Source organism: Propioniciclava sp. LT432 (assembly GCF_059515965.1).
This window is the reverse complement of the sequence record NZ_JCAKNE010000005.1, coordinates 125963-148864: the sequence shown is the minus strand read 5'-3', so window position 1 is coordinate 148864 and position 22902 is coordinate 125963. Positions and strand designations below refer to the sequence as shown.

General features: G+C 69.6%; 19 protein-coding genes. 5 read left to right on the top strand and 14 right to left on the bottom strand.

Annotated elements, in window-relative coordinates:
* Positions 1-23: 23 nt before the first annotated feature.
* From AC5YDV_RS04105 to mce, 4 genes are all read right to left on the bottom strand, one after another.
* Entirely contained in the window at positions 24-992 is a 969-nt protein-coding gene (locus AC5YDV_RS04105) for an IS481 family transposase (protein WP_496181913.1), read from the bottom strand.
* 108 nt (positions 993-1100) lie between these two features.
* Positions 1101-2366 (bottom strand): AI-2E family transporter, encoded by a 1266-nt coding sequence (locus AC5YDV_RS04100; RefSeq protein WP_496184096.1) that lies wholly within the window; start codon positions 2364-2366, stop codon positions 1101-1103.
* Entirely contained in the window at positions 2363-3493 is a 1131-nt protein-coding gene (locus AC5YDV_RS04095) for a DivIVA domain-containing protein (RefSeq protein WP_496184095.1), read from the bottom strand. The genes AC5YDV_RS04100 and AC5YDV_RS04095 overlap by 4 nt, the downstream gene beginning before the upstream one ends.
* Before the next feature lie 138 nt (positions 3494-3631).
* The gene (gene mce, locus AC5YDV_RS04090; protein WP_496184094.1) at positions 3632-4084 is read right to left on the bottom strand and encodes a methylmalonyl-CoA epimerase; all 453 of its coding nucleotides are present in this window, start codon (positions 4082-4084) and stop codon (positions 3632-3634) included.
* A 140-nt stretch (positions 4085-4224) separates the two neighbouring features.
* Here mce and AC5YDV_RS04085 point away from each other — a divergent pair, with 140 nt between their 5' ends.
* Both AC5YDV_RS04085 and AC5YDV_RS04080 read left to right on the top strand, forming a co-directional pair.
* Complete coding sequence (locus tag AC5YDV_RS04085) at positions 4225-4383, top strand: hypothetical protein (RefSeq protein WP_496184093.1); 159 nt, start codon at positions 4225-4227, stop codon at positions 4381-4383.
* A 1-nt stretch (position 4384) separates the two neighbouring features.
* On the top strand, positions 4385-4924 hold the full coding sequence (locus tag AC5YDV_RS04080) for a PH domain-containing protein (RefSeq protein ID WP_496184092.1): 540 nt from the start codon (positions 4385-4387) through the stop codon (positions 4922-4924).
* A gap of 73 nt (positions 4925-4997) precedes the next feature.
* On the opposite strand, the gene pgm is transcribed toward AC5YDV_RS04080, so the two are convergent.
* Entirely contained in the window at positions 4998-6626 is a 1629-nt protein-coding gene (pgm, locus tag AC5YDV_RS04075; protein ID WP_496184091.1) for a phosphoglucomutase (alpha-D-glucose-1,6-bisphosphate-dependent), read from the bottom strand.
* Between the two features lie 75 nt (positions 6627-6701).
* Between pgm and AC5YDV_RS04070 the strand changes: the two genes are divergently transcribed.
* A complete protein-coding gene (locus AC5YDV_RS04070) occupies positions 6702-7589 on the top strand; it encodes a tetratricopeptide repeat protein (protein ID WP_496184090.1) in 888 nt (295 codons plus the stop codon).
* A gap of 25 nt (positions 7590-7614) precedes the next feature.
* Here the strand turns inward: AC5YDV_RS04070 and ppc are convergent, their stop codons facing one another.
* The 6 genes from ppc to glgX form a co-directional block, all read right to left on the bottom strand.
* Entirely contained in the window at positions 7615-10443 is a 2829-nt protein-coding gene (gene ppc, locus AC5YDV_RS04065) for a phosphoenolpyruvate carboxylase (RefSeq protein ID WP_496192336.1), read from the bottom strand.
* Between the two features lie 89 nt (positions 10444-10532).
* Entirely contained in the window at positions 10533-11267 is a 735-nt protein-coding gene (locus tag AC5YDV_RS04060) for an NUDIX domain-containing protein (RefSeq protein ID WP_496184088.1), read from the bottom strand.
* The gene (gene glgB / locus AC5YDV_RS04055; RefSeq protein WP_496184087.1) at positions 11268-13280 is read right to left on the bottom strand and encodes a 1,4-alpha-glucan branching protein GlgB; all 2013 of its coding nucleotides are present in this window, start codon (positions 13278-13280) and stop codon (positions 11268-11270) included.
* Between the two features lie 2 nt (positions 13281-13282).
* A complete protein-coding gene (locus AC5YDV_RS04050) occupies positions 13283-14563 on the bottom strand; it encodes a phosphotransferase (RefSeq protein ID WP_496184086.1) in 1281 nt (426 codons plus the stop codon).
* 10 nt (positions 14564-14573) lie between these two features.
* On the bottom strand, positions 14574-16562 hold the full coding sequence (locus AC5YDV_RS04045) for an alpha-1,4-glucan--maltose-1-phosphate maltosyltransferase (protein ID WP_496184101.1): 1989 nt from the start codon (positions 16560-16562) through the stop codon (positions 14574-14576).
* 108 nt (positions 16563-16670) lie between these two features.
* Complete coding sequence (gene glgX / locus AC5YDV_RS04040; RefSeq protein ID WP_496184085.1) at positions 16671-18791, bottom strand: glycogen debranching protein GlgX; 2121 nt, start codon at positions 18789-18791, stop codon at positions 16671-16673.
* Between the two features lie 137 nt (positions 18792-18928).
* Here glgX and AC5YDV_RS04035 point away from each other — a divergent pair, with 137 nt between their 5' ends.
* Positions 18929-20062: a cysteine desulfurase family protein gene (locus tag AC5YDV_RS04035; protein WP_496184084.1), complete on the top strand. Its 1134-nt coding sequence runs from the start codon at positions 18929-18931 to the stop codon at positions 20060-20062.
* A gap of 11 nt (positions 20063-20073) precedes the next feature.
* Positions 20074-21147 carry a tRNA 2-thiouridine(34) synthase MnmA gene (gene mnmA / locus AC5YDV_RS04030; protein ID WP_496184083.1) on the top strand — a complete coding sequence of 358 codons (1074 nt, stop codon included), beginning with the start codon at positions 20074-20076 and terminating at the stop codon, positions 21145-21147.
* Here the strand turns inward: mnmA and AC5YDV_RS04025 are convergent, their stop codons facing one another.
* From AC5YDV_RS04025 to AC5YDV_RS04015, 3 genes are read right to left on the bottom strand one after another with little or no spacing between them, the layout of a single operon-like run.
* Positions 21148-21705: an NYN domain-containing protein gene (locus tag AC5YDV_RS04025; RefSeq protein ID WP_496184082.1), complete on the bottom strand. Its 558-nt coding sequence runs from the start codon at positions 21703-21705 to the stop codon at positions 21148-21150.
* 52 nt (positions 21706-21757) lie between these two features.
* Positions 21758-22432, bottom strand: coding sequence for a TRM11 family SAM-dependent methyltransferase (locus AC5YDV_RS04020; protein WP_496184081.1), 675 nt, complete (start codon positions 22430-22432; stop codon positions 21758-21760).
* A 24-nt stretch (positions 22433-22456) separates the two neighbouring features.
* Positions 22457-22849: a DUF302 domain-containing protein gene (locus AC5YDV_RS04015; protein ID WP_496184080.1), complete on the bottom strand. Its 393-nt coding sequence runs from the start codon at positions 22847-22849 to the stop codon at positions 22457-22459.
* Between the last annotated feature and the right edge of the window lie 53 nt (positions 22850-22902).

Sequence of the window (22902 nt, the reverse complement as noted above, 5' to 3'; positions counted from 1 at the left end):
CTAGGTGTACTGGGCCACGACGTTCATGACAGGCGGCTGGTCGGGGGTAGTCCTCCGAGTGCGCTGTGGCGTCTTTGAGTGTTGTAGGTCTCCAGCCAGGGGTCAAGGGCGTCGCGGCGGGCCTGGTTGCTGGTGAACACGTGGCGGTAGGCCCACTCGGTGGTCAGGGTGCGGTTGAAGCGTTCGACCTTGCCGTTCTGCCAGGGGCAGTGGGGTTTGATGAACTTCTGCTTCGCGCCAATGGTCTCGACCGCGTCGATGAACGCTCGACCATGTCGGTAGGCGAACGCGTTGTCGGTCATCACTCGCTCGATGCTGGTGATGCCGTGGGTGGCGAAGTAGGCCGCGGCTCGCAGCAGGAAGCCGGCGCAGGTGTCGACGCGTTCATCGTCGTGGATCTCGCTGTAGGCCAGGCGGGAGTGGTCATCGACCATCGAGTGGACGTAGTCGTAGCCGATCTTGGGCCGCTTGTTCTTGGCGACGATGGTGTCGGAGCGTCCGTGGGCCCGCCAGCCGCCACCGTCGGGGATCTTGCCCAGCTTCTTGACATCCACGTGCACCAGTTCGCCGGGACGTTCGCGTTCGTAGCGGACCGCGGTCTGCTTCGAGGTGCGGATCACCTGGCCGGTCATCGGGTCCAGGCAGGTCAGGGGCGGCATGCCCCGTCGGTGCAGGATCCGGGTCACGGTCCGCGGCGCGAGCCCGAGTTCGGCCGCGATCCAGTCAGGGCCGCGTCGGTGCTCCTGACGGGCGGCCACCACCAGGTCCTCCACCGTGGCTGGTGTCGCGGTCGGGCACGCGTGAGGACGGCTGGACCGGTCATGCAGACCGGCCTCGCCCTCGGCGTCCCAGCGTGCCAGCCAGCGGTGAGCACACTGACGTGAAATCCCCATCGCCTTCGCTGCATGGGCGACCGGCCAGTGCTGGTATCGGACCCGATCGACCAGCAGCTTGCGGCCATGAAAGTTGAGGCGGGCGTTACGGTGGGACACGAGGACCTCCGGGTGTGAGATGTGACCTTCGACAAGCCACACCCCACCCGGGGGTCCTCCCTCACGTCAATACCGACGCGCTGTCACCAACCTCTTGGCTCGGTACACCTAGGCGCGATCCAGCGCCGGAACGACGACCTCGCGGTACAGCAACAGGAGCGACGCGACGGTGGGGATCGCCAGCAGGGCGCCCGCAATGCCGAAAAGGATGCCGCCGGACAGGGCGGCCAACACAATCAGCGGACCCGGGACGTTGACCGACTTGGAGAAGATCCGGGGTTGGAGGAAGTACGCGTCGACCTGCTGGTACAGGATGAAGAACACCAGGGTGGCGATCCCGGTGGTGATGTTGTTGGAGAAGGCGACCAGGGACACGATCAGCATCGAGATCGTGGGGCCGACGAGCGGGATGAAGGCGAAGATGGCCACGACCACCGCGAGGGCCAGTGAGAGCGACCCCAGGCCCACCACGTTGAGGAACACGAATGCCGAACCCGACGCCAGCAGGACGACGGTGAACAGGCCGGACATGTAGCCACCGATGCGGCGGAACATCTCGCCGGCGAGGTACTTCACGCGCGGGCGGCGCGAGGCGGGGGCGAGTTGGTAGATGGTTTCCTTGATGGACGGCAGCGAGGCCAGGAACCACAGCGTGAGGACGAGGGTGACGACGACACTGAACACGACGTTGGCGATCGCCGCACCGGCGCCGAGGAGGCCACCGAACAGGCCCTCGACCCACGCGCCGGACGTCAGCACCTGGCTGACCCGGTTGATGACGTCGTACTGACGGTCGAACTCGGCCACCTGCGCGTTCTCGCGGAGGCCTTGCAGGTAACCGGGGGCGTCCTGGATCAGGATGTTCACCTGGTCGGTCAGCAGCGGCAGCACCGCCCAGGCGCCGAGGGCCATCACGACGACCAGCGACAGGGCCACAATGGCGACGGACAACCCGCGCGGGACCCCCGCGCGGTGCAGCGACTCCACCAGCGGGTTGAGGCCCAGCGCCAGGAACAGTGAGAGGACGACGAGGATCAGCACCGATTGCAGGGCCACCACCGCGCCGAGCAGGCCGAACGCCACGAGCCCCCCCAGGGTCAGCAGGAAGCCGATCTGGAAGGGGCTGCGGTAGAGCAGGCTGGTCTGGGCGGACTCCGGGGACGCCACCGCAAGCTCACGCTCAGGATCCCCGGGCGTCAGTCGGAGCGGCTGGCGGAGGCGGCGCCACCACGAACGGGGTGCTGCCGCGGCGGGGCCGGCCGCCTCAGTCGGGGGACCGCTCGCGGCGCCCCCGACCGGAGCGTCGGACGCCGCCGTGTCCGACGCGGCGTCCCGGGCCACCTCGGGCCGCTCCGGGAGGGAGGCCTCCGTCACTGACCGTCCTGACCCTCGGCGGGCTCGGTGCGGGTGTTGTCAGCGGAGTCCTGCGGCTCGTCGACCATCGATTCGGCCTCGAACGCGTCGGGGATCGGGCCGCTCAACTCGTCCTCGGGAAACTCGCTGGCCGTCTCGTTGGCGAAGCTGGAGAGCTGGGCCAACTGGGTGAGCAGAGACTGCTTCCGCTGGCGCAGGTGACGGTTCTCGCGCTTGAGTTGGTCGTTGCGCGCCGCGAGCTGCGTGTCGGCCTGGGTGAGCTTGGCGTGGGCCTCCGTCTTCGCCTGCGCGACGATGCCGGCGGCCTCGTCGATCGCCCGGGACTTGATCTCCTCCGCCTCGGCGTAGGCTGCCTGCTGACGCCCGCGGAGATCCTCGCTGGCCTGGGTGAGGGCCACGATCACTTCCTCCGACCGCGCCCGGGCCTCCGCAGTGGCGCTGGTCATCCTCTCGGTCAGCTCAGCCTGCTCCGCGTGGAACGCGGCGAGTTGCTGCTCGCGCTCCGCGGCCTGGGCAGCACGGGCGTCCGCGACCTCACGTGCCGCTGCCTCGCGCAGGGACTCGGCCTCGCGACGAGCCTGGTCGAGCAGGGCCTTGGCCTGCTGCTCGGCGTCGGCGAGCACGTTCGCGTGGTGGCTGTCCGCGGCGTCGCGGAGTCCTTGGGCTTCGGCGCGAGCGGCCTCGAGCTCGTCGGCGGTCTGACGCTCGAGGTCGGCCCGCAGGAGCTTGAGAGAGGAGAGGCCTTCCTGACGCGCGGCCTCGGCGGTCTGGGCCGCCTCGGCCCGGGTGCGATCGGCCTCGGCCTGGGCGTCGGCGAGCATCGCACGTGCCCGCGACTGGGCCCGCTGCACGATCTCGCTGCCCTGGGCCTCGGCGACCTTGAGCAGGTTGGCGGTGTGGGCACCGAGCTTGCTGAAGTCGGTGTCGTCCACGCGCAGATTGGCCGCGGTCAGCTCGCGCTGGACCTCACGCATCTGGTGCTTCGCGACGGACAGTTGACGTTCGAGGTCCTGGATGTAGTCATCCACGGCCTTCTTGTCATAGCCGAGCATCGCGTTGGGGAACCCACGCACTGCGCTCGCGTTCTGGTCGAACAGGTCGAGCCCATGCTCTTGCTCGTTGGTCACCGCTGTTGATCCTCTCAGGCTCCGACGGGGTGTGGAGTCGCTCTGATGCTACCTCGCCCCCGCAGGTCTTCGTGGTGTTCGAGCGACCCGCCGGTACGCCGCCGGCGGGTCGGTTCGAGGGTGCCGACGTGGGCTCGGTCAGTGGGTCGTCCCGGCAGCCGGCTCGACGATCTCGAGCAGGACACCGCCGGTGCTCTTGGGGTGCGCGAACTGGATGCGCGAGCCGCCCGTGCCAATTTTCGGCTCGTCGTAGAGCAGCGTCACGCCGCGCTCGCGGAGGGTCGCGCTGACGGCGTCGATGTCCTTGACGCGGTACGCCAACTGCTGGATGCCGCCGCGTCCACCGTTCTTCGCCAGCCACTTGCCGATGGTCGAGTCCTCCGACAAGGGGCCGAGCAGTTGGATCTGGGCGTTCTCGGCGTGCTGGTCACCCGTGCCGAGCATCGCCTCCTCGACACCCTGCTCCTCGTTGGTCTCGCGATGGAGCACGCGCCACCCGAACACCTCGGTGTGGAGCTTGATGGCCTCGTCCAGGTTCGGAACGGCGAGGCCTACGTGGTCGATGCACACAAACAGGTCGGAGTTGTCCATGGGGACCATCCTCCCACCAGAACGGGACCCCGGGGGAGCGGTCGTCACGGGTCGTCGCGGCGCGGCGTGCAAGCCCAACCCGGTTCGGTACGGCACACTCTTGGGGTAACGCTCGACCAGACTTCCCCCTGGAGGACGCCATGGGAAAATGGATCCGCACGATCCTGCTCGCCCTCATTGTCATGTTCGCGATCTTCTACCTCTACACGCGGCCTGAGGCGGCCGCCGAATTCGTGAAGGTCATCATCGGCACCTTCGACTCGATCGGGCGATTCTTCGACTCACTGGCCCGAGGCTGACGTGCCCGGCCTGTCGCGATTCCTCGCCCCCGAGGCGTCGCGCCGGATGCTGGTGGACGAGGGCGAGTTCATCGTCGACGAGGTGACGCGTCACTGGGTGACGCGCGTGGTTCCCGTCCTGATCGTGATGGGCGGAATGCTGTGCTTCGTGGCGATGCCCTGGCTCGGCGTGGGGTGGTGGGTCGGTCTGGTGCTGGGTCTCGGCCTCGGCGCGTACGGGTTCTACCGCATCCACCTGGAGTTCATGGACCGCTTCGTGATCACCAACATGCGTGTCTTCCGGGTGAACGGGATCGTCGACCAGCACATGGCGACCATGCCGATCGCACGCATCCTGGACATCTCGGTGCGGCAGACGTTCCTCGGGCAACTGCTCGGCTACGGGCACTTCGTCTTCGAATCCGCCGCGCAGGACCAGGGGCTGAAGCAGATCAACTTCGTGCCCGACATCGAGCGACGCGACCTGACGATCCAACGGGTCATCCAGCGTGCCGGCCTGCGCGTCCGGATGGAACCCATCGACGAGTACGGCGGCGTCTGAACGCCGAGGGCTCGGGTCGGGTGTGCCGAGGGCTCGGGTTCGGCGCACCGAACCCGAGCCCTCGACGCAACGGCTACCCGAGGACGGAGTCGACGACCTCCTTCGCCTCCTTCTGGACCAGGGCCAGGTGGTCGGCACCCTTGAAGGACTCGGCGTAGATCTTGTAGACGTCCTCGGTGCCGGACGGGCGAGCAGCGAACCAGGCACTCTCGGTGACGACCTTCAGGCCTCCGACGGCGGCCCCGTTGCCGGGCGCCTCCGTCATCTTCGCCACGATCGCCTCGCCGGCCAGCTCGGTCGCCGCCACGTCGGCGGGGGAGAGCTTGCCCAGCTTGGCCTTCTGCTCCCGGTTGGCCGGCGCGTCGATGCGGGCGTAGGCGGTCTTGCCGAACTCGGCCTCGAGCTCCGCGTAGTGCTGCGACGGGGTCTTGCCCGTCACTCCTAGGATCTCGGAGGCCAGCAGGTCGAGGATGATGCCGTCCTTGTCGGTCGTCCACGTCTTGCCGTCCAGCGTGAGGAACGAGGCCCCCGCCGACTCCTCGCCGCCGAAGCCGATCGAGCCGTCGGACAGGCCGGGCACGAACCACTTGAAGCCGACCGGGACCTCGACGAGGTTCTTGCCGAGCTTGCGCGCCACGTTGTCGATCATCGAGCTGGACACGAGGGTCTTGCCGATGCCGGCCTCGGGGTTCCAGCCGTCACGATGGCTGAACAGGTACTGGATCGCGACCGCGAGGTAGTGGTTCGGGTTCATCAGGCCGGCGTCCGGCGTCACGATGCCGTGGCGGTCGGCGTCCGCGTCGTTGCCCGTCGACAGGTCGAACTTGTCGCGGTTGTTGATCAGGGACGCCATGGCGTACGGGCTGGAGCAGTCCATGCGGATCTTGCCGTCCCAGTCGAGCGTCATGAAGGGCCACGCCGGATCGACGACGCGGTTGATGACCGACAGCCCGAGGTTCATCGAATCGGCGATGTACTCCCAGTACTGGACGGAGGCACCGCCCATCGGGTCGGCCCCGATGTTCAGGCCGGCGCCGCGGATGGCCTCCAAGTTGATGATGTTGACCAGGTCCTCGCAGTACGGCGTCCGGTAGTCGTGGCGCTTGATGTCGGCGGCGGCCCGCTCGTAGGGCGTCCGCTTGATCGACTTCCAGTCGGCCATCAGCTCGTTGGCGCGGGCGGCGATCACCTTGGTCGCGTCCGAGTCGGCCGGGCCGCCGTGCGGCGGGTTGTACTTGAAGCCTCCATCGGCGGGCGGATTGTGGGACGGGGTGACCACGATGCCGTCGGCGCGGGGGCCGTCGTTGTCGCGGTTGTACACGATGATCGCGCGCGACAGCGCCGGGGTCGGGGTGTACTCGTCCTCACGCTCGGCGCGGACGTCCACGCCGTTGGCGTGGAGCACCTCCAGCGCGGTCTTCCACGCCGGCAGGGAGAGCCCGTGGGTGTCCTTGGCGATGAACAGCGGCCCGGTGATCCCCTGGGACGCGCGGTACTCGACGATCGCCTGGGTGGTCGCCGCGATGTGGGCCTCGTTGAACGCCGTCTTCAACGAGGAGCCGCGGTGTCCGGACGTGCCGAACACGACCATCTGGTCCGGGTTGGCCGGATCGGGAACGAGGTCGTAGTACGCCGCGATGACGTCGTCGACATTGATGAGATCTTCCGGCAGCGCGAGCTGCCCAGCGCGAGGATGAGCCATGGCTCCATCTTGCCCGCGGTGCGGCGCCAGTGGGCCGCGTTCTGACCTATTGGGCCGCGGTGGAAGAATGGGGCCATGACTTCTGTGCCGTTCCGTGGTGGAGCCATCGACCTGTCCGCACTCAAGCCCGCTCCGCCCGCGCCCGCCGGCGCGGTGTGGTGGGTGGACGTCGAGGACCAGTCCTTCGAGTCCTACCTCGCGCTGTCCATGCAGCACCCGCTGGTCGTGGAGTTCTGGTCGCCGCGGGCGCCGAGCGGGGCCCAGCTGTCGGCCGACCTGAAGTCGTTGGCGAACGAGGCTGCCGGCTCCTACCTGCTGCTGCGCGTGAACGTCGACGAGGCCCCGACCGTGGCCCAGGCGCTCCAGGTGACTGCTGTTCCGATGGTCGTGGGCGTGGTCGCCGGCCAGTTGGCGCCGATGTTCCAGGGCACGACCGAGAAGGCACGGGCGAAGGCCGTCATCGACCAGTTGGTGACGCTGGCCCGCCAGAACGGGCTGTCGGGCAGGGCCCAGCCGGTGGTGCCCGAGGGCGCGGACGGGGCGGCCGGCCCCGATCCCCGGTTCGAGGCCGCGGACGCCGCACTCGAGCGGGGCGACTTCGCCGCCGCCGTGGAGGAGTTCGACAAGCTGCTCAAGGCCAACCCGGCCGACGCCGAGGCGTCCGCCGGAAAGGCTCAGGCCAGCCTCATGGTGCGCCTGCAGGGCACGGACGCCGCCGCGGTGCAGGCTGCCGCGGCGTCCGACCCCGCTGACGTGGACGCCCAACTCGCGATGGCCGACCTCGAGGTCGCCTCCGGACGCCTCGAGCCGGCCTTCGGACGTGTGGTCGAGGTCGTCCGCCTGACCAACGGCGCGGAGCGCGAGAGGGCCCGCACCCGGTTGCTCGAGCTCTTCGAGATCGCGGGCAACACGGAGCCCGCGGTGCTCAAGGCACGTCGCGACCTGATGAGCGCTCTCTTCTGAGGGTTTCCGCCCCCGGAGCCGCGTCCTAACCCGTGTTGCGCAGACCCGCTGCCACGCCGTTCACGGTGACCAGCAGCGCGCGCTGGAGCACGTCGGGCACTTCGGAGCCGGCCGCGTCCAGTTCCCGCACGCGCCGGAGCAACTCCACCTGGAGGTAGCTGATCGGGTCGAGGTACTGGTCCCGCACGGCGAGCGTCCGCTGCAGGCGGGGCTGCTTCTCGAGCAGCATCGTCTCGCCGGTGAGCCGGGTGAGCTCCGCCACCGTGAGTTCGAACTCGGCCCGGATCGTGTCGAAGACGTGCCGCACTTCCGACGGCACGAGTGACTCGACGTAGTGGGCGGCGACGTCCAGGTCGGTCTTGGCCAGCGTCATCGACACGTTCGACACCACGGCGGCGAAGAAGTGCCAGCTGCGCAGCATCTCCGAGAGGTCGTCCTCGTGCCCCGCTTCGCGGGCGGCCCTGAGCCCGGATCCCACGCCGAACCAGCCCGGGACGATCTGCCGCGATTGCGTCCAGCCGAACACCCACGGGATCGCACGCAGACCCTCGATGCCGCCGCCGGAGTCCGGCCGCTTCGAGGGGCGGGACCCGATCTTGAGCGCACCCAGCTGGTCCACCGGTGTGCTGGCGAGGAAGTACGCGGGCAGGTCGGGGTCGTCGACGAGTCGACGGTAGGCCTCGAAGGCGGCATCGGACGCGAACTGCAGGACGCCGTCCCAGCGTGCGAGCGCATCCTCCGACTGGCGCGGCGAGGTGTGCAGGGCCGTGCTCTCGAGCACGGCGGCCAGCGCGAGGGCCAGGTTGTCGCGCGCCAGAGCCGGTAGAGCGTACTTGTCGGAAATCACCTCACCCTGCTCGGTGAACTTGATGGTGCCGTCCAGCACGCCGTAGGGCTGGGCGAGGATCGCGTCGTAGGTGGGGCCGCCGCCGCGCCCGACCGACCCACCGCGTCCGTGGAACAACCGCAACTGGACACCGTGGCGGCGGGTGACGTCGCGGAGCTTGCGCTGGGCCTGGTGGATCTCCCACTGGGAGGTCAGGACGCCGGCCTGCTTGTTGGAATCCGAGTACCCGAGCATCACCTCGAGGCGGTTGCCCCGGAGTTCGACCAGGCGCCGGAACGAGCGATCCGCCAGCAGGTCGTCGATGATCTCGGCGGACGCCCGTAGCTCGGCGACCGTCTCCAGCAGGGCCACGAAGCCGATGTCCGCGTGCGCGCCGGCTCCGTCGGCCCCCCCGTGCAGGTCGACCAGCCCGGCCTCGCGCGCGAGGATCGCGGCGGCGAGGATGTCGTCGACGCCTTGGGTCATCGACACGATGTACGTCTCGATGACCGCCGCGCCGTAGCGCGCCTGCGCCTCCCGGATCGTCCCGAACACGCCGAAGGTCTTCGCGGCACGCCCGGTCAGCGGGGGGTTCGGCCCCGTGAGCGGACGCCGGGCGGCCAGCTCGGCCGACAACACCTTGCGGCGCTGGGGGCGGGACAGGTCCGCGTAGGGGACCGCGAGCTCGCCGACGTGGTCGATGATCGCGCCGAGCGCCTCGTGGTGGGCCTCGGCGTGCTCGCGCACGTCGAGGGTGGCCAGGTGGAGACCGGTCGCCGCCACGGCCTGCATGGCGCGGCGGACGCGCCCGTGCGCGGCCAGTTCGGCGTGGTGCGCCTCCAACGAATCCGCGACGAGGGTGAGATCGGAGAGGAGCTCCGGGCCGTCGGCGTAGTCCCGTCCGGGCTCGTGGGCCGAGCCGGAGCGGGTGCGGGCGCGCGTGTTGAGCAGCTTGGCGCGGACGCAGGTCAGCTTCAGCCGGTAGGGCTCCTCGGCGTTGATCTCCAGGATGCGGCGGTCCAGCCCCGGGAGGTTGTCGAGGTCGGTGCCCAGGGACTCGGCGAGCGCCTCACTGATGGCGGCGTGCCGCGTGGAGACGGACAGGTCGATGGCGAGGCTGTCCACGGCCGCGAGCGCGTGGGTGATCGCGTGCTCGTGCTGCAACTGCAGCACCTCGCGGGTCACCTCGGGTGTGACGAAGGGGTTGCCGTCCCGATCGCCCCCGATCCACGAGCCGAACCGGACCAGGGTGGCGGCGACGTCCAACTCGACGCCGTGGTCGACGCACAGGGCCGTCAGGTCCTGGAGGACGGCGGGCAGCGCATCGGCGGTCAGGGCGTCCAGGTAGTAGAGCGCGTTGCGGGCCTCGTCGACCGGGGTGGGGGAGGTGAGCCGCAGTTCGTCGGTCTGCCACAGCAGGTCGATGGTCTCCGCCAGAGCGGTGTCCTGCCGGCGGCGGCCCGGCGACCCCTCCTGGGTCGAGACCGCGAGCACGTCGGCCACGTCCTTGAGCTTGAGCAGCACCGACCGACGGGACGCCTCGGTCGGGTGGGCGGTGAAGACGGGCCGCAGGTCCGTGGCACCGATCGTGCGCGCCAGGAGGGCGGATCCACCCTCGGCGACGATGGCGGCGACGGCCCGTTCGAGCCAACCGCTGTCGGCCTCGGTGGCGTCGATGGAGCGCACCCGGTGCACCTGCTCGGCGGTGTTGGCGAGCTGGAAGTAGGTGGCGAACGCCCGAACCAGGGCCGTGGCCTCGTCGAGGTCCAGTCCGGTGAGGGTCTCGCGAGCGGACGCCGCGGCGTAAGGGGACGACTGGGTGCGCGCCTCCTTGATCTGGACGCGCACCTGCTCGACGAGGTCGAGCAGCCGCTGGCCACCCTGCCGGACGAGGCTCTCGCCCAGCAGGGTGGAGACGCGTCGCACGTCGGAGCGGAGCGCGGGATCGATGGAGCTCTCGTGGGCATCGCGGTCGTTCACGGTGCCCACCTTGGCAGACAGGGCGTCCGCGGCCGCGGCGTCTCGCACGGTGATGCTGGGCGACCACTCGATCGACGGGACAGCGGCCCGGGACGCTCGCCGGAGTCACCGAACCCCGATCGAGTGGTCGCCCACCATCACGCGACGGGGGAGCCGCCCTCCAGGTACCGCGTCCTTCCGTCGGCCAGGGCCGCCAGGGCTCCGCGCAGGCGGCCGACGGCGAACGGGGCCAGGTGCCGTTCGGCCTCGGCCGGGGGGAGCCAATGGACGGCGAGGATCTCCTCCCCGTCTGCGCGGACGGCCGCCACCTCGGCGTCCGTCAACGCGGGAGCGCCGAAGACCATTTCCGTGGCGTCCTCCCAGCCGAGGTGGGGGCGCAGCCAGTCGATGGCGAGCACGCGATTGAGCGTGATGGCGATGTTCATCTCCTCGACGATCTCCCGCTCGCACCCGGCGCGCGGCGACTCGCCCGGTTCGACGATGCCGCCGGGAAGCTCCCAGTCCTCCTTGAAGGACGTCCGGCACAGCGCGACGCGACCCGCGGCGTCCGTCAGGACGGCGTGGGCGATGAGCCGCTTGCGGGGCGTGACCGAGTTCATCACGGAGGTGAAGGTGTACTGGTCGTCCCCGGTGTCGGTGACGAGCAGGGAGAAGACTCCCACGTCCTCGCCGCGCCGGATGCCCTCGCGGTGGAAGCCGGCCCGGTGGAACGCACGGCGGACCTGAATCGTCTCGGGCGACATCGGCACGTGTGCCTCGACGCGTGCCAATCCGCCGGCGAACGCCTCGGACGCCGCGGACAGGAGCGCGGACGGGTCCGGGACCCCCTCGTAGGAGAGGATCCCGGACTCGGGGTCGACGTGCAGCCGCACCTACTCGGACGCCTCCGCGTCCTCGACCGCCCGGCGCGGTTCGGCCACGGCGGACGCGGCGGCCACGGGCGCTGCTTCCACGGCGTCCGCTGCTTCCACGGTGTCCGCGGGCTCGTCCACGTCGTCGCCGTCGAAGCGGAAGTACACCGCGCCGAGCGGCGGGACCTGGACCGTCGCCCTGGCCGGGTAACCGCCCCACTGGCCCTCGATGGCGTCGACACCACCGAAGTTGCCGATGCCGGAGCCGTCGTAGAAGGTCGCGTCCGAGTTGAAGACCTCGCCCCAACGGCCGGCCTTCGGCAGGCCGATCTCGTAGTCGTACCAGGGTTCGGAGCTGAAGTTCACCACCACGGCGATCTGCTGGCCGTCGGCGTCCCGGCGGATCCAGCTGTAGGTGTTCCGGCCCGCGTCGTCGGCGTTGATCCACTGGAACCCGTGCGGGTCGTTGTCCAGCTTCCAGAACGCCGGGTGCTCCTTGTACAGCTCGTTGAGGTCCTTGATCATGCGCTGCAGGCCGTGGTGGCCCCACAGGTCCGAGACCCACCACTCCAGGCTGACGGCCTCGTTGAACTCGCTGCGCTGGCCGAACTCCTGGCCCATGAAGAGCAACTGCTTGCCCGGGAAGGCCCACATGAACGAGTAGAACGCGCGCAGGGTGGCGAACTGGCGCCAGGCGTCCTGCGGGATCTTGTTGATCATGGAGCCCTTGCCGTGCACCACCTCGTCATGGGAGATCGGCAGGATGAAGTTCTCGCTGTACTGGTAGACCATCGCGAACGTCATCTCGTGGTGGTGCCACTGGCGGTAGATCGGCTCCAGCGCGAGGTAGCGCAGGGTGTCGTTCATCCAGCCCATGTTCCACTTGAACCCGAAGCCGAGGCCGCCCAGGTTCGTGGGCTGGGTGACGCCTCCGAAGCTCGTCGACTCCTCGGCGATCAGCGTGACGCCGGGGACGCGCTCGTACAGGTGACGGTTCACGTAGCGCAGGAAGTCGATGGCCTCCAGGTTGTGGTTGCCACCGAACTCGTTGGGCACCCACTGACCGGGCTCGCGGCTGTAGTCCAGGTAGAGCATGGACGCCACGGCGTCGACGCGCAGGGCGTCGATGTGGAACTCCTGCACCCAGTACAGGGCGTTGGAGACCAGGAAGCTCTTCACCTCGTTGCGGCCGTAGTTGAAGATGTACGTGCCCCACTCGGTGTGCTCGCCCTGGCGGGGGTCGGAGTGCTCGTAGAGCGCGGTGCCGTCGAAGCGGCCGAGCGCCCACTCGTCCTTCGGGAAGTGGCCGGGCACCCAGTCGAGGATGACGCCGATTCCCGCCTGGTGGAGGCGGTCCACGAGGTAGCGGAACTCGTCGGGCTTGCCCAGGCGACTCTGCGGTGCGAAGTAGTTGGTCACCTGGTATCCCCAGCTCGGCTGGAAGGGGTGCTCGGTGACGGGCATGAACTCCACGTGCGTGTAGCCCTGCCAGGTCACGTACTCCACCAACTCGTCGGCGAGCTCGAGGTAGGTCTTGCCCTTGCGCCAGCTGCCGAGGTGCACCTCGTAGATGGACATCGGTTCGACCTGCATGTTCTTGTCCGCGCGCTCCGCCATCCACTCGTCGTCGCCCCAGCCCATCTTGGACGTGTAGACGATCGAGCTGTTGGCCGGCGCCTGCTCGGCGAAGAACGCCATCGGGTCGACCTTCTCGCGCCACTGGCCGTCGCCGCCGAGGATGTTGTACTTGTACAGGGTCCCGTCCCCGACGCCCTCGACGAAGAGGGCCCACACGCCCGAGCCGGGCACGAGGTGCATCTGGTCCCCGGTCCACCAGTTGAAGTCGGCGTTGATCCGGACCTCACGGGCATTGGGTGCCCACACGGCGAAGCGGGTGCCGGTGACCGGGCCGCGCTCGTCGTCCTGGATCGTCACGACGTGGGCACCGAGGCGCTTCCAGAGCTCGGTGTCGCCACCGTTGTGGAATCCCTCCAGATCCCAACCGGTCAAGCCGCCGAATGAATCGTGTGCCATCGTTACTCCTTCTCGGTGAGGGTCTCGTGGGGAGGATTCCCCTGCGTCACCGCCCGGATGGCCCGCAGGGGGATCTCCACCCAGTCGGGACGGTTGCGCAGTTCGTACAACACTTCGTACACGGCCTTGTCGATGACGTACCCACTCAGGACGTCGTCCGTCGTGGCCGTTCCACAGTAGCCAATCAGGAAGGCCTCTCGGGCCGCATCCGCCCACTTCGTGGCCCCTTCGGAACCGGGCTCGGGGTGCGCGCTGCGGACGTAGTCGAACGAGCGCACCATGCCCGCGACGTCCCGCCACGGCGAGTCGAAGGCGCGTCGCTCCGCGACGGTCTTCGCGGGCTCGCCCTCGAAGTCGATGATGGTCCAGCCGCCGATTCCGGAGCCGGGTGAGCGGCTCCACAGGGTCTGCCCGAGGTGGAAGTCACCGTGGACTCGCTGGACCGTCAGCTCGCGACCGCGCAGGACGCCGAAGGCGGCACGCAGGGCGTCCGCGTGGGGGGCCAACTCGGGTGCGGACGCCACGGCCGCGTCCAGTCGGGCGCCCATGGCGTCCGCCACGGCATCGCCCGCCGTCGTCCCGGTGCCGAACGCGTCGGCCAGCCGTGCGTGGACGTCGCGGAGCGCGACCCCCAGGTCGCGGGCACGCCCGGTGAAGTCCTCGCCCGCGACGCAGGCCGCCGTGGCCAGTTCCCAGCCGTCGGTGACGTTCGCGACGCGTTCGATCACCATGCCGAGGTCGGTCGTGATGCCCTCGGGCCAGGGCGCCACCAGCCGTCCGCGCACCTCGGGGACGGTGCCGCCCCCGAGCGCGAGGAGGACCTCGGCGTCCAGGTTCGGCCCCGGTTCGATGCGGCGGAACAACTTGTACAGGTCCGTGGTGCCCAAGGTCAGCGTGGTGTTGGACTGCTCGCCGGGCCAGACCTTCACCGGGAGGCCGGTGAACGCGGGCTGGGTGGCCGCCACGAAGGCCGCCAAGGCGTCCGGGTCCGTCGTCGCGTCGAGCACCTGCACGGTTCGCCCGTCAACCTCGTCGGTGCCCAGCACCCCTGCCGGTGGGGTGGCGTCGATGGGGTAGTGGGCCACCAGGAGGTGGTAGTGCTCGGTGTGCCCGTCCGGGTAGGCGAGTTCGGCCACCTCGCTGCGGACGGCCGGCGCGGCGTCGTCGCTCGTGTACGCGGGCAGGGGCTCCCTGCGCACCAGGTGTGCGCCGGCCCCCTTCCCCCCGAACCAACGAACGGTTTCCAAGTGGCGCATCCACGCGCCGTCCAGGGAGTTCGTCACGATGGATCGATCAGAGCACGGCCAGGATGTGGGCCGGCTGCGCCGGTGTCAGGCGGACGAAGTTGCGCGCGCCCCAGGTGAACTCCGCTCCGGTGAGCTCGTCCCGCACGTGCAGCGGCGCGTCCTGGCTGAGCCCGAGCTTCGTCATGTCCAGGTGCACCTCGGACTCGATCGTGTTGTCCGGGTCGAGCGACACGATGACGAGGACGCGGTCGTCTCCGTCACGCTTGGAGAACGCGAGCATCTTGTCGTGCGGCGTGGTGTGGAAGTCGATCCGGCGCAGCTGCTGCAGGGCGGGGTGCTGGCGGCGGACCGAGTTCAGGGTGCCGAGGAGCATGTTCAGGTTCGGCTGCGCGTCGTAGTCGCGCGGGCGGAACTCGTACTTCTCCGAGTCGAGGTACTCCTCGCGCCCGGGGGCGTTGGGCTCGTGCTCGAACAGTTCGAAGCCGGAGTAGACGCCCCAGGCCGGCGACAGCATCGACGCGAGGACGGCGCGGATGGAGAAGATCGCCGGGTTGCCCGTCTGGAGGTGGAACGGATTGATGTCGGGCGTGTTGACGAAGAAGTTCGGGCGGTAGAACGAATCCATCTCCCGCGAGAGCTCCTGCATGTACTCGATGATCTCGGACTTCGTGACGCGCCAGGTGAAGTACGTGTAGCTCGTGTGGAAGCCGACCTTGCCCAGGGCGTGCATCATCTCGGGCTTGGTGAACGCCTCGGCGAAGAAGAGGACGTCGGGATCGGTCGCGCGGATCTGGTCGAAGATCCAGCCCCAGAACTGCACCGGCTTGGTGTGCGGGTTGTCGACCCGGAAGATTCGGACGCCGTGGCTCATCCACAGGCGCAGGATGCGCAGGACCTCGTTGTAGATGCCCTCGGGGTCGTTGTCGAAGTTGATCGGGTAGATGTCCTGGTACTTCTTCGGCGGGTTCTCGGCGTAGGCGATGGTGCCGTCCAGCCGCGTGGTGAACCACTCCGGGTGCTCCTTGACCCACGGGTGGTCGGGGCTGGCCTGCAGTGCGAAGTCGAGCGCGATCTCGACGCCGAGCTCCTTGGCGCGAGCGACGAGGCGGTCGAAGGACGCCCAGTCACCCAGCTCGGGGTGGATCGCGTCGTGGCCGCCTTCGGACGAGCCGACGGCCCACGGGGAACCGGGGTCCTTGTCGGTGGCGTCGAGGCTGTTGTTCTTGCCCTTCTTGAAGGCGCTGCCGATCGGGTGGATCGGCGGGAAGTAGATGACGTCGAAGCCCATGGCCGCCGCGGCCTCGAGGCGCGCGTGGCTGGAGTCGAAGGTTCCGGACGTCCACGTGTCCGTTTTCTCGTCGTACGTCGCGCCCTCCGACCGGGGGAAGAACTCGTACCAGCTGGCGAACAGCGCCTGCTTGCGGTCGACGAAGATCGGGAAGTCGGCGGTGGGGGACACCATCTCGCGGGGGCCGTACTTGCGCATGGCCTTGCCCAGTCCGGAGCCGGTGGCGACGTCGAGGAGGTCCTCGGCCGGGCGCTGCGGGATGAGCAATTGGGCGGTCGCACGCAGGATGGACGCCTCGATCGGGTCGCCGGCGGCGTCCGCGACCTTCGCGGTGCGCTCGAAGAGGTCGCGACCCTCGAGGCACAGCAGTTCGATGTCGACGCCGGCGGGCAGCTTCGCCTCGGCGTTGTGGAGCCACGTGCCCCACGGGTCGGACCACCCCTCGACGCGGAACGTCCACGCCCCCTCGGTGTCGAAGCGCACCCAGACCTCCCACGGGTCGAGGCCGCGGGGCTCCACGGGGGTCATGTCGTGGCGGCTCTTGCGACCGGACGGGTCGGTGAGGATCACGGACGCGTTGACGGCGTCGTGCCCCTCGCGGAAGACCTTCGCCCGGATCGGGACCAGTTCGCCGACGGTCGCCTTGGCGGGGTAGGCGCCCCCTTCAATGACGGGGGAGACCTTCACCACGGGGATGCGGCCGATGCCCCGGACAACGGTCCTGGCCGGCGACAGGTCGACCGGCACGGGCGCCGGCTTCGTGGTGGAGCCGGCCTTCCGGCGTGCCGTGGCGGTGGACGGGGACTGGGTCACATGGCGCTGCGTCACACGGCCCACGCTACTGCACGGGGGACGTCAGCGCCGGAGTTCCGCCGCCCGTCGTCGCCGGACCACCGTGGCCTTCATGACCACGACCGTTCGCCCGGGGATCTCGAGCTGACGGCCCGGCACGAAGGCGCGCTGGGGGAACTCGCCGGGCGTCCCGGTGTGGGCCGCGATGCGGTATCCGCTCGACCACGGCTCGCCCGGCAGGGTGATCGAGAGGGGGTGGCCGCCCGCGTGGAAGAAGATGTAGAACGCCTCGGTCTGGTCGGAGACGTAGAAGCCGAGGCTGCGGCGTCCGACATCGTGCCAGTTGGCGATCGTCATCTCGGTGCCGTTCTCGTTGAACCAGGCGGACTCGGTTCGGCCGAGGCCCTCACCGTGGTCACCGATGCACTCCTGACGTGACCGGAAGGCGCGCGGGCGCAGCACGGGGTGCTGGGCGCGGAGGGCCAGCAGGGTCCGGGTCAGGTCCAACTGGTCCTGCCACTCGTCGCGCTCGGTCCAGTGCACCCAGGACAGCGGCATGTCCTGGCAGTACGCGTTGTTGTTGCCCTGCTGGGTGCGCCCCATCTCGTCGCCGGCGACCACCATGGGGGTTCCGGTCGAGAGCAGCAGCGTCGCCATCATGTTGCGCATCGTGCGGCGGCGGGCGGCGTTGATGGCCTCGTCGTCGGTCTCGCCCTCATAGCCGTGGTTCCAGGATCGGTTGTCGTCGGCACCGTCGCGGTTGCGTTCACCATTGGCCTCGTTGTGCTTGAGGTCGTAGGTGACCACGTCCCTCAGGGTGAAGCCGTCGTGGGCGGTGACGAAGTTCACCGAGCTGGTGACCGGGCGCCCGTCGTGGTCGAAGATGTCGGCCGAGCCGGCTAGCCGGGTGGCGAGCTCCTCGACACCCTGGACGGCGCCGCGCCAGAAGTCGCGGGTGAAGCCGCGGAAACGGTCGTTCCACTCGCTCCAACCCTGGCCCCAGCGGCCGACCTGGTAGCCGTACGGGCCGAGGTCCCACGGCTCGGCGATCAGGATCGCCTTCGAGAGGACCGGGTCCTCGGCGATGGCCCGCTTGAAGGGGTGGTCCTGGCGGACGTGGTGCTCCTCGTCACGGATCAGCGTGGTGCACAGGTCGAAGCGGAAGCCGTCCACGCCCATCTCGGTGACCCAGTACCGCAGCGAGTCGAGGACGAGGTCGAGGACGCCCTCGACCGACGTGTCCACGGCGTTGCCCGTGCCGGACACGTCGTAGTCGTTGCGCATGTCGGAGGTGAGGCGGTAGTAACCGGCGTGGTCGATGCCGCGGAAGCTCAGCGTCGGGCCCTCGTGGCCGCCCTCGGCCGTGTGGTTGTAGACCACGTCGAGGATGACCGCGATGCCCGCGTCGTGCAGCGCCGAGACCATCTCCTTGAACTCGTCGACCTGTTCGCCGAGCGTGCCTGAGCTCGAGTAGGGGGCGTGCGGGGCGAAGAAGCCCAACGTGTTGTAGCCCCAGTAGTTGACCAGGCCCTTGCCGATGGCGAACGGCTCCGACACGAAGTGGTGGAGCGGCAGGAACTCCACCGCGTTCACACCCAGGTGCTTGAGGTGTTGGATGACCGCCGGGTAGGCCATGCCCGCGTAGGTGCCGCGCAGGTGCTCCGGGACCGCCGGGTGGAGCTGCGTGTAGCCCTTGATGTGCGTCTCGTAGACCACGAGGTCCTCGGCGCCGAGCGGCTCGGCGAGCGGGCGCGGGGGCGGGGTGTCGGCCACCACGACGCTCAGGGGGACCGAGGCGAACGAGTCCCGCGGATCCGGGAGGTAGTTCGACTCGGGGGTGTGGTCGCTGATCGGACCGGCATAGTCGACGCCCCCGGTGATCGCGCGTGCGTACGGATCCACGAGCAGCTTGGAGGCGTTGAACCGCTCACCGGTCTTCGGGCTCCACGGGCCGTGGACGCGGTAGCCGTACCGCTGGCCCGCGCCGACCCCGGCGACGAAGACCTCCCAGACGCCTCCGTCGGTGAGGGTGAGGTCGTGGTTGGTCTGTCGACGGTCGGTGTCGACCAACGCCAACTCGACCCGCGTCGCGCGCGGGGCCCACAGTGCGAAGCGCGTGCCGCCGGCGACGACACGGGCTCCGAGCACCGAGGAGTACACCGGACTGGGCAGCGTCAGACGCACGAAATCCCTTTCGACGAGGCGAATCCGGGTGGGCCGGGAAGTCGGCCCCTGCGAAGGCCGGACAATCCATTCTGCCGCATCCCAACAGGGCGGTCCATTCGCCCCCCACTAGACTTCCGTGGATCAGGAGGTGACCCGTGCCACGCCACTACCTCGACCACGCGGCCTCGAGCCCTCTCCGTGCCGAGGCCAGAACAGCGATGCTCGCTGCTTGGGAAGCGATCGGCAATCCCAGCTCGCTGCACGGCAGTGGACGCCATGCGCGCGCCCTGCTCGAGGACGCCCGTGAACAACTGGCCGACGCCGTGGATGCCCACCCCACCGAAGTGGTGTTCACCAGCGGCGGCACCGAGGCCGACCACATCGTCATCGCCGGGGCGGCCCTGTGGGGCGCCGAGCACGGGCGACCCTTGGTGGCGGCGTCCGCCGTCGAGCACCCCGCGGTCTCGCACGCCGTCCGAGCCCTGGGTGAGCGCGGGATCCGGCTGCCCGTGGATGCCGACGGGCTGCTGCAGCCCGAGGCGCTGGCCGAGATCTCGCACCAGGTGGGGTGGGCCTCGGTGATGTGGGTGAACAACGAGACCGGCACGATCCAGCGCATCGCCGACCTCGTGGAGCAGTGCCGGCGGGCGGGCGTCCGAGCCCACAGCGACGCCGTGCAGGCGCTCGGACACGTGCGCTGCTCCTTCGCCCAGTCCGGTCTGGACGCGCTGAGCCTGTCCGCCCACAAGCTCGGCGGGCCTGTCGGCGTGGGCGCCCTCGTCGTGCGACGCGACGCCCCGCTGGCCGTCGTCAGCCACGGCGGCGGGCAGGAACGACGCCTCCGCTCGGGCACCGTGCCGGTGGCCCTCGCGACCGGGTTCGCCGCGGCCGCTGCGGCGTCCGTGGGTGCGTTGGCGTCCGAGTCGCGCCGGCTGGACGCACTGCGCCGGCGCCTGGCCGCCGGCCTGACCGCGGTGTCGGACGTCCGCGTCAACGGCGGGGACCACACGAGCCCCGCGATCTGCCACGTCACGGTGGACGGAGCCCGTGCCGACGACGTCCTGCTGCTGCTGGACGCCGTCGGCATCGACTGTTCCACCGGGTCGGCCTGCACGGCGGGCGTCCACCAACCCAGCGAGGTCGTGCTCGCCATGGGGCTGGGGGAGGCGGCCGCGGTGTCGTCCGTCCGGTTCTCGCTCGGCCACACCACCACGGACGCCGACGTCGGCGCCCTGCTGGCCGCGTGGCCGGATGCGGTCGCGCGGGCCCGCGGGGTGTTGCCCGCGTAGACTCGCCCGACGTGAAGGTGCTCGTGGCGATGTCGGGGGGAGTGGACTCCTCCGTCGCCGCCGCGCGCCTGGTTGCGGAGGGCCACGACGTGACGGGGGTCCACCTGGCCCTCAACCGGAACCCCGAGCTGTACCGGTCGGGTTCGCGCGGCTGCTGCTCATTGGAGGACTCCCACGACGCGCGCCGCGTCGCGGACGTTCTGGGCATCCCGTTCTACGTGTGGGACTTCTCCGATCGCTTCCATGCCGACGTCGTGGAGGACTTCGTGGCCGAGTACGCGGCCGGCCGGACGCCCAACCCGTGCCTGCGGTGCAACGAGAAGATCAAGTTCGCCGCGGTCCTCGAACGCGGCGTGGCGTTGGGCTTCGACGCGGTCGCGACGGGCCACTACGCACGCCTGGAGTTCGACGGCGACGAGGCCTCGCTGTACCGGGCCGCCGACGAGGCCAAGGACCAGAGCTACGTGCTGGGGGTCTTGACGCAGGCGCAACTGCGGCGTTCGCTCTTCCCCCTGTACGGGTCCGTCAAGGCGGACGTCCGCGCCGAGGCCGCGACTCTCGGGCTGCGCGTGGCCGCCAAGCCGGACTCCCACGACATCTGCTTCATCGCCGACGGCGACACTGCAGGCTTCCTCAACCGCGCGCTCGGAGAGCGGGAGGGCACGATCGTGGACACCACCGGCACGGTCGTCGGCACGCACTCGGGTCACCACCAGTTCACGGTGGGGCAGCGCAAGGGACTCCGGTTGGGCGTGCCCTCGGCGGACGGGCAGCCGCGCTACGTGCTCGACATCTCACCGGTCACGAACACGCTGACCGTCGGACCCCACGAGGCGCTGGCCGTCTCGCGGATCGAGGGCATCCGGCCGACCTGGGCGGTCGCGTCACCGCGCTTCGGCGAGTGGCGAGGTGTGGTCCAGGTGCGTGCCCATGGGGCGCCCCTGCCGGCCACGATCGGGGCGGACGCCCACGGCGTCCGGATCGCGTTGGACGAGGCCGCCTTCGGCATCGCGCCCGGCCAGGCTGCCGTTCTGTACGACGGCGACCTCGTGGTCGGGTCGGCGACGATCTCCGCCGCCTCCTGATCAGAGGTAGTCGGCCGGGTCGAACTCGTCGATCGGGATGATCCGCAGGCGGGGCAGCCGCTCGTTGAACGCGCCGATGTGGGCCTCGAGGTCGAAGAACTGGACGCCACGTGCCCGCAGGTCTCGCAGGCCGCCGCTCATGAACTCCTCGAAGCCGATCAGGCCGACGCGACGCCCGTCGATCAGGGCCTCCAAGTCGACGAGGAAGTCGCGATCGTGCGAGGCGAGGACGACGTCGGCCTCCCGGTTGCGCAACGCGACCAACGTCCTCTGGATGGCGATGTCGACGACCTTCTGGTCGGGAGTCCCCGACAGCGGGATGATGCGGTACCCGATCGCGGTGAGCGCCTGGATGAACGGCAGGGGGAGGTCGCCGTCGCTGGCGGCCAGGAAGAACAGGCCGGTGACGGGCTGGCCCCACTCGTTGCGGAGGTGCTGGAGGGGCCGTTCCCAGCGTGGCCGCTCATTGGGGGCCGGACGCCGCTGCAGGATGGAGTTGCCCAGGGTGGCGTCGATGTTCTCCCCGTCCACCAGCAAGTACGTGCTGCGCTCGTTCATGTCCCCCCGCTCTCGGTGTGGCGGGAACACCGCGTCCCGTTGCTGCCTCACGTTACCGGGACGACGCGTGCGGCGAGCCCTCGTGCGGGCGGGCGACCAGCAGGTGGTCGTCGGCCAGGTCGTGCCACAGGCGGTCCCAGGACACGACGACGTCCTGGGTCAGGTGACCCACCTCACCGAGCAGCACTGCAACGTCCCGGGCCAGCGGGGTGAAGGTCGACCCGCTGTCGATGTTGGCCACGTTGACCACCAGGTGTCCCTGCGGGCTGAGGAGGTCCAGGCACTGGGACAGAATCCCCCGGAGCTCGCGCAGGTAGCGCTCGTAGGACGTCGTGCCGGTGTAGCCGGACAGGGGGTCCTCGGGGCCGTCGTCCGTCGCCATGTAGGGCGGCGAGGTCAGGACGAGGTCGAACGGCCCCTCGACCAGGGAGGTCAGCCTTCTTGCCTCGCCCTGCACCACGACGGACGCCGGCGCGGCCGCGGCAGCGATCCTGCAGCGCTCCGGCAGGAGTTCGACCCCCACGGCGTGCCTCCCCAGGGCCTCGGCGACCTGCAGCGTCGTCCCGAAGCCGGCGAAGGGATCCAGGACACGGTCGCCGGGGCGGGTGAGGTCCTCGAGGACGGCAGTGACCATGTCCCGCGAGAAGTGCACGTCCTCGTCCGCGAGCGGGTTCCGCTCGGCGAGGACACGGTCATGCTCGACGACGAGGTGGGGACGGAGGCGCACAGCCGGACGCCGGACGAGCCGTGGTCAGGCGCTCAGGCTGTCCAGGGTGCCCTGCAGCATGCCCCTGATCCGCTCGGCGACCGGCTTCATCCCGTCGTTGCCGGTCAGCTCGTGCATGGTGTCGGGGTCGATCGCCTCCACGGTGGTCATGCCCTCGCCGGTCGCGCGGACGACGACGTTGCAGGGCAACAGCAGCCCGATCGACGGCTCCGCCTGCAGGGCCTCGTAGGCGCTGGGTGGGTTGCAGGCACCGAGGATGACCTGGGCGGGGACGTCGACGTCCAACTTCTTCTTCAGGGTGGCGGCCATGTCGATCTCGGTCAGGACCCCGAAGCCCTGCTCCGCGAGCGCCTTCTTGGTGCGATCCAGGACATCGGCGAAGTCGCCGTGAACGACAGTGCTGAGTGCGTAACCCATGATCTTCCTCCTGTGCCGTGGTCTTGTCCCCACCCTAGGCGCTGGTGTCGTGC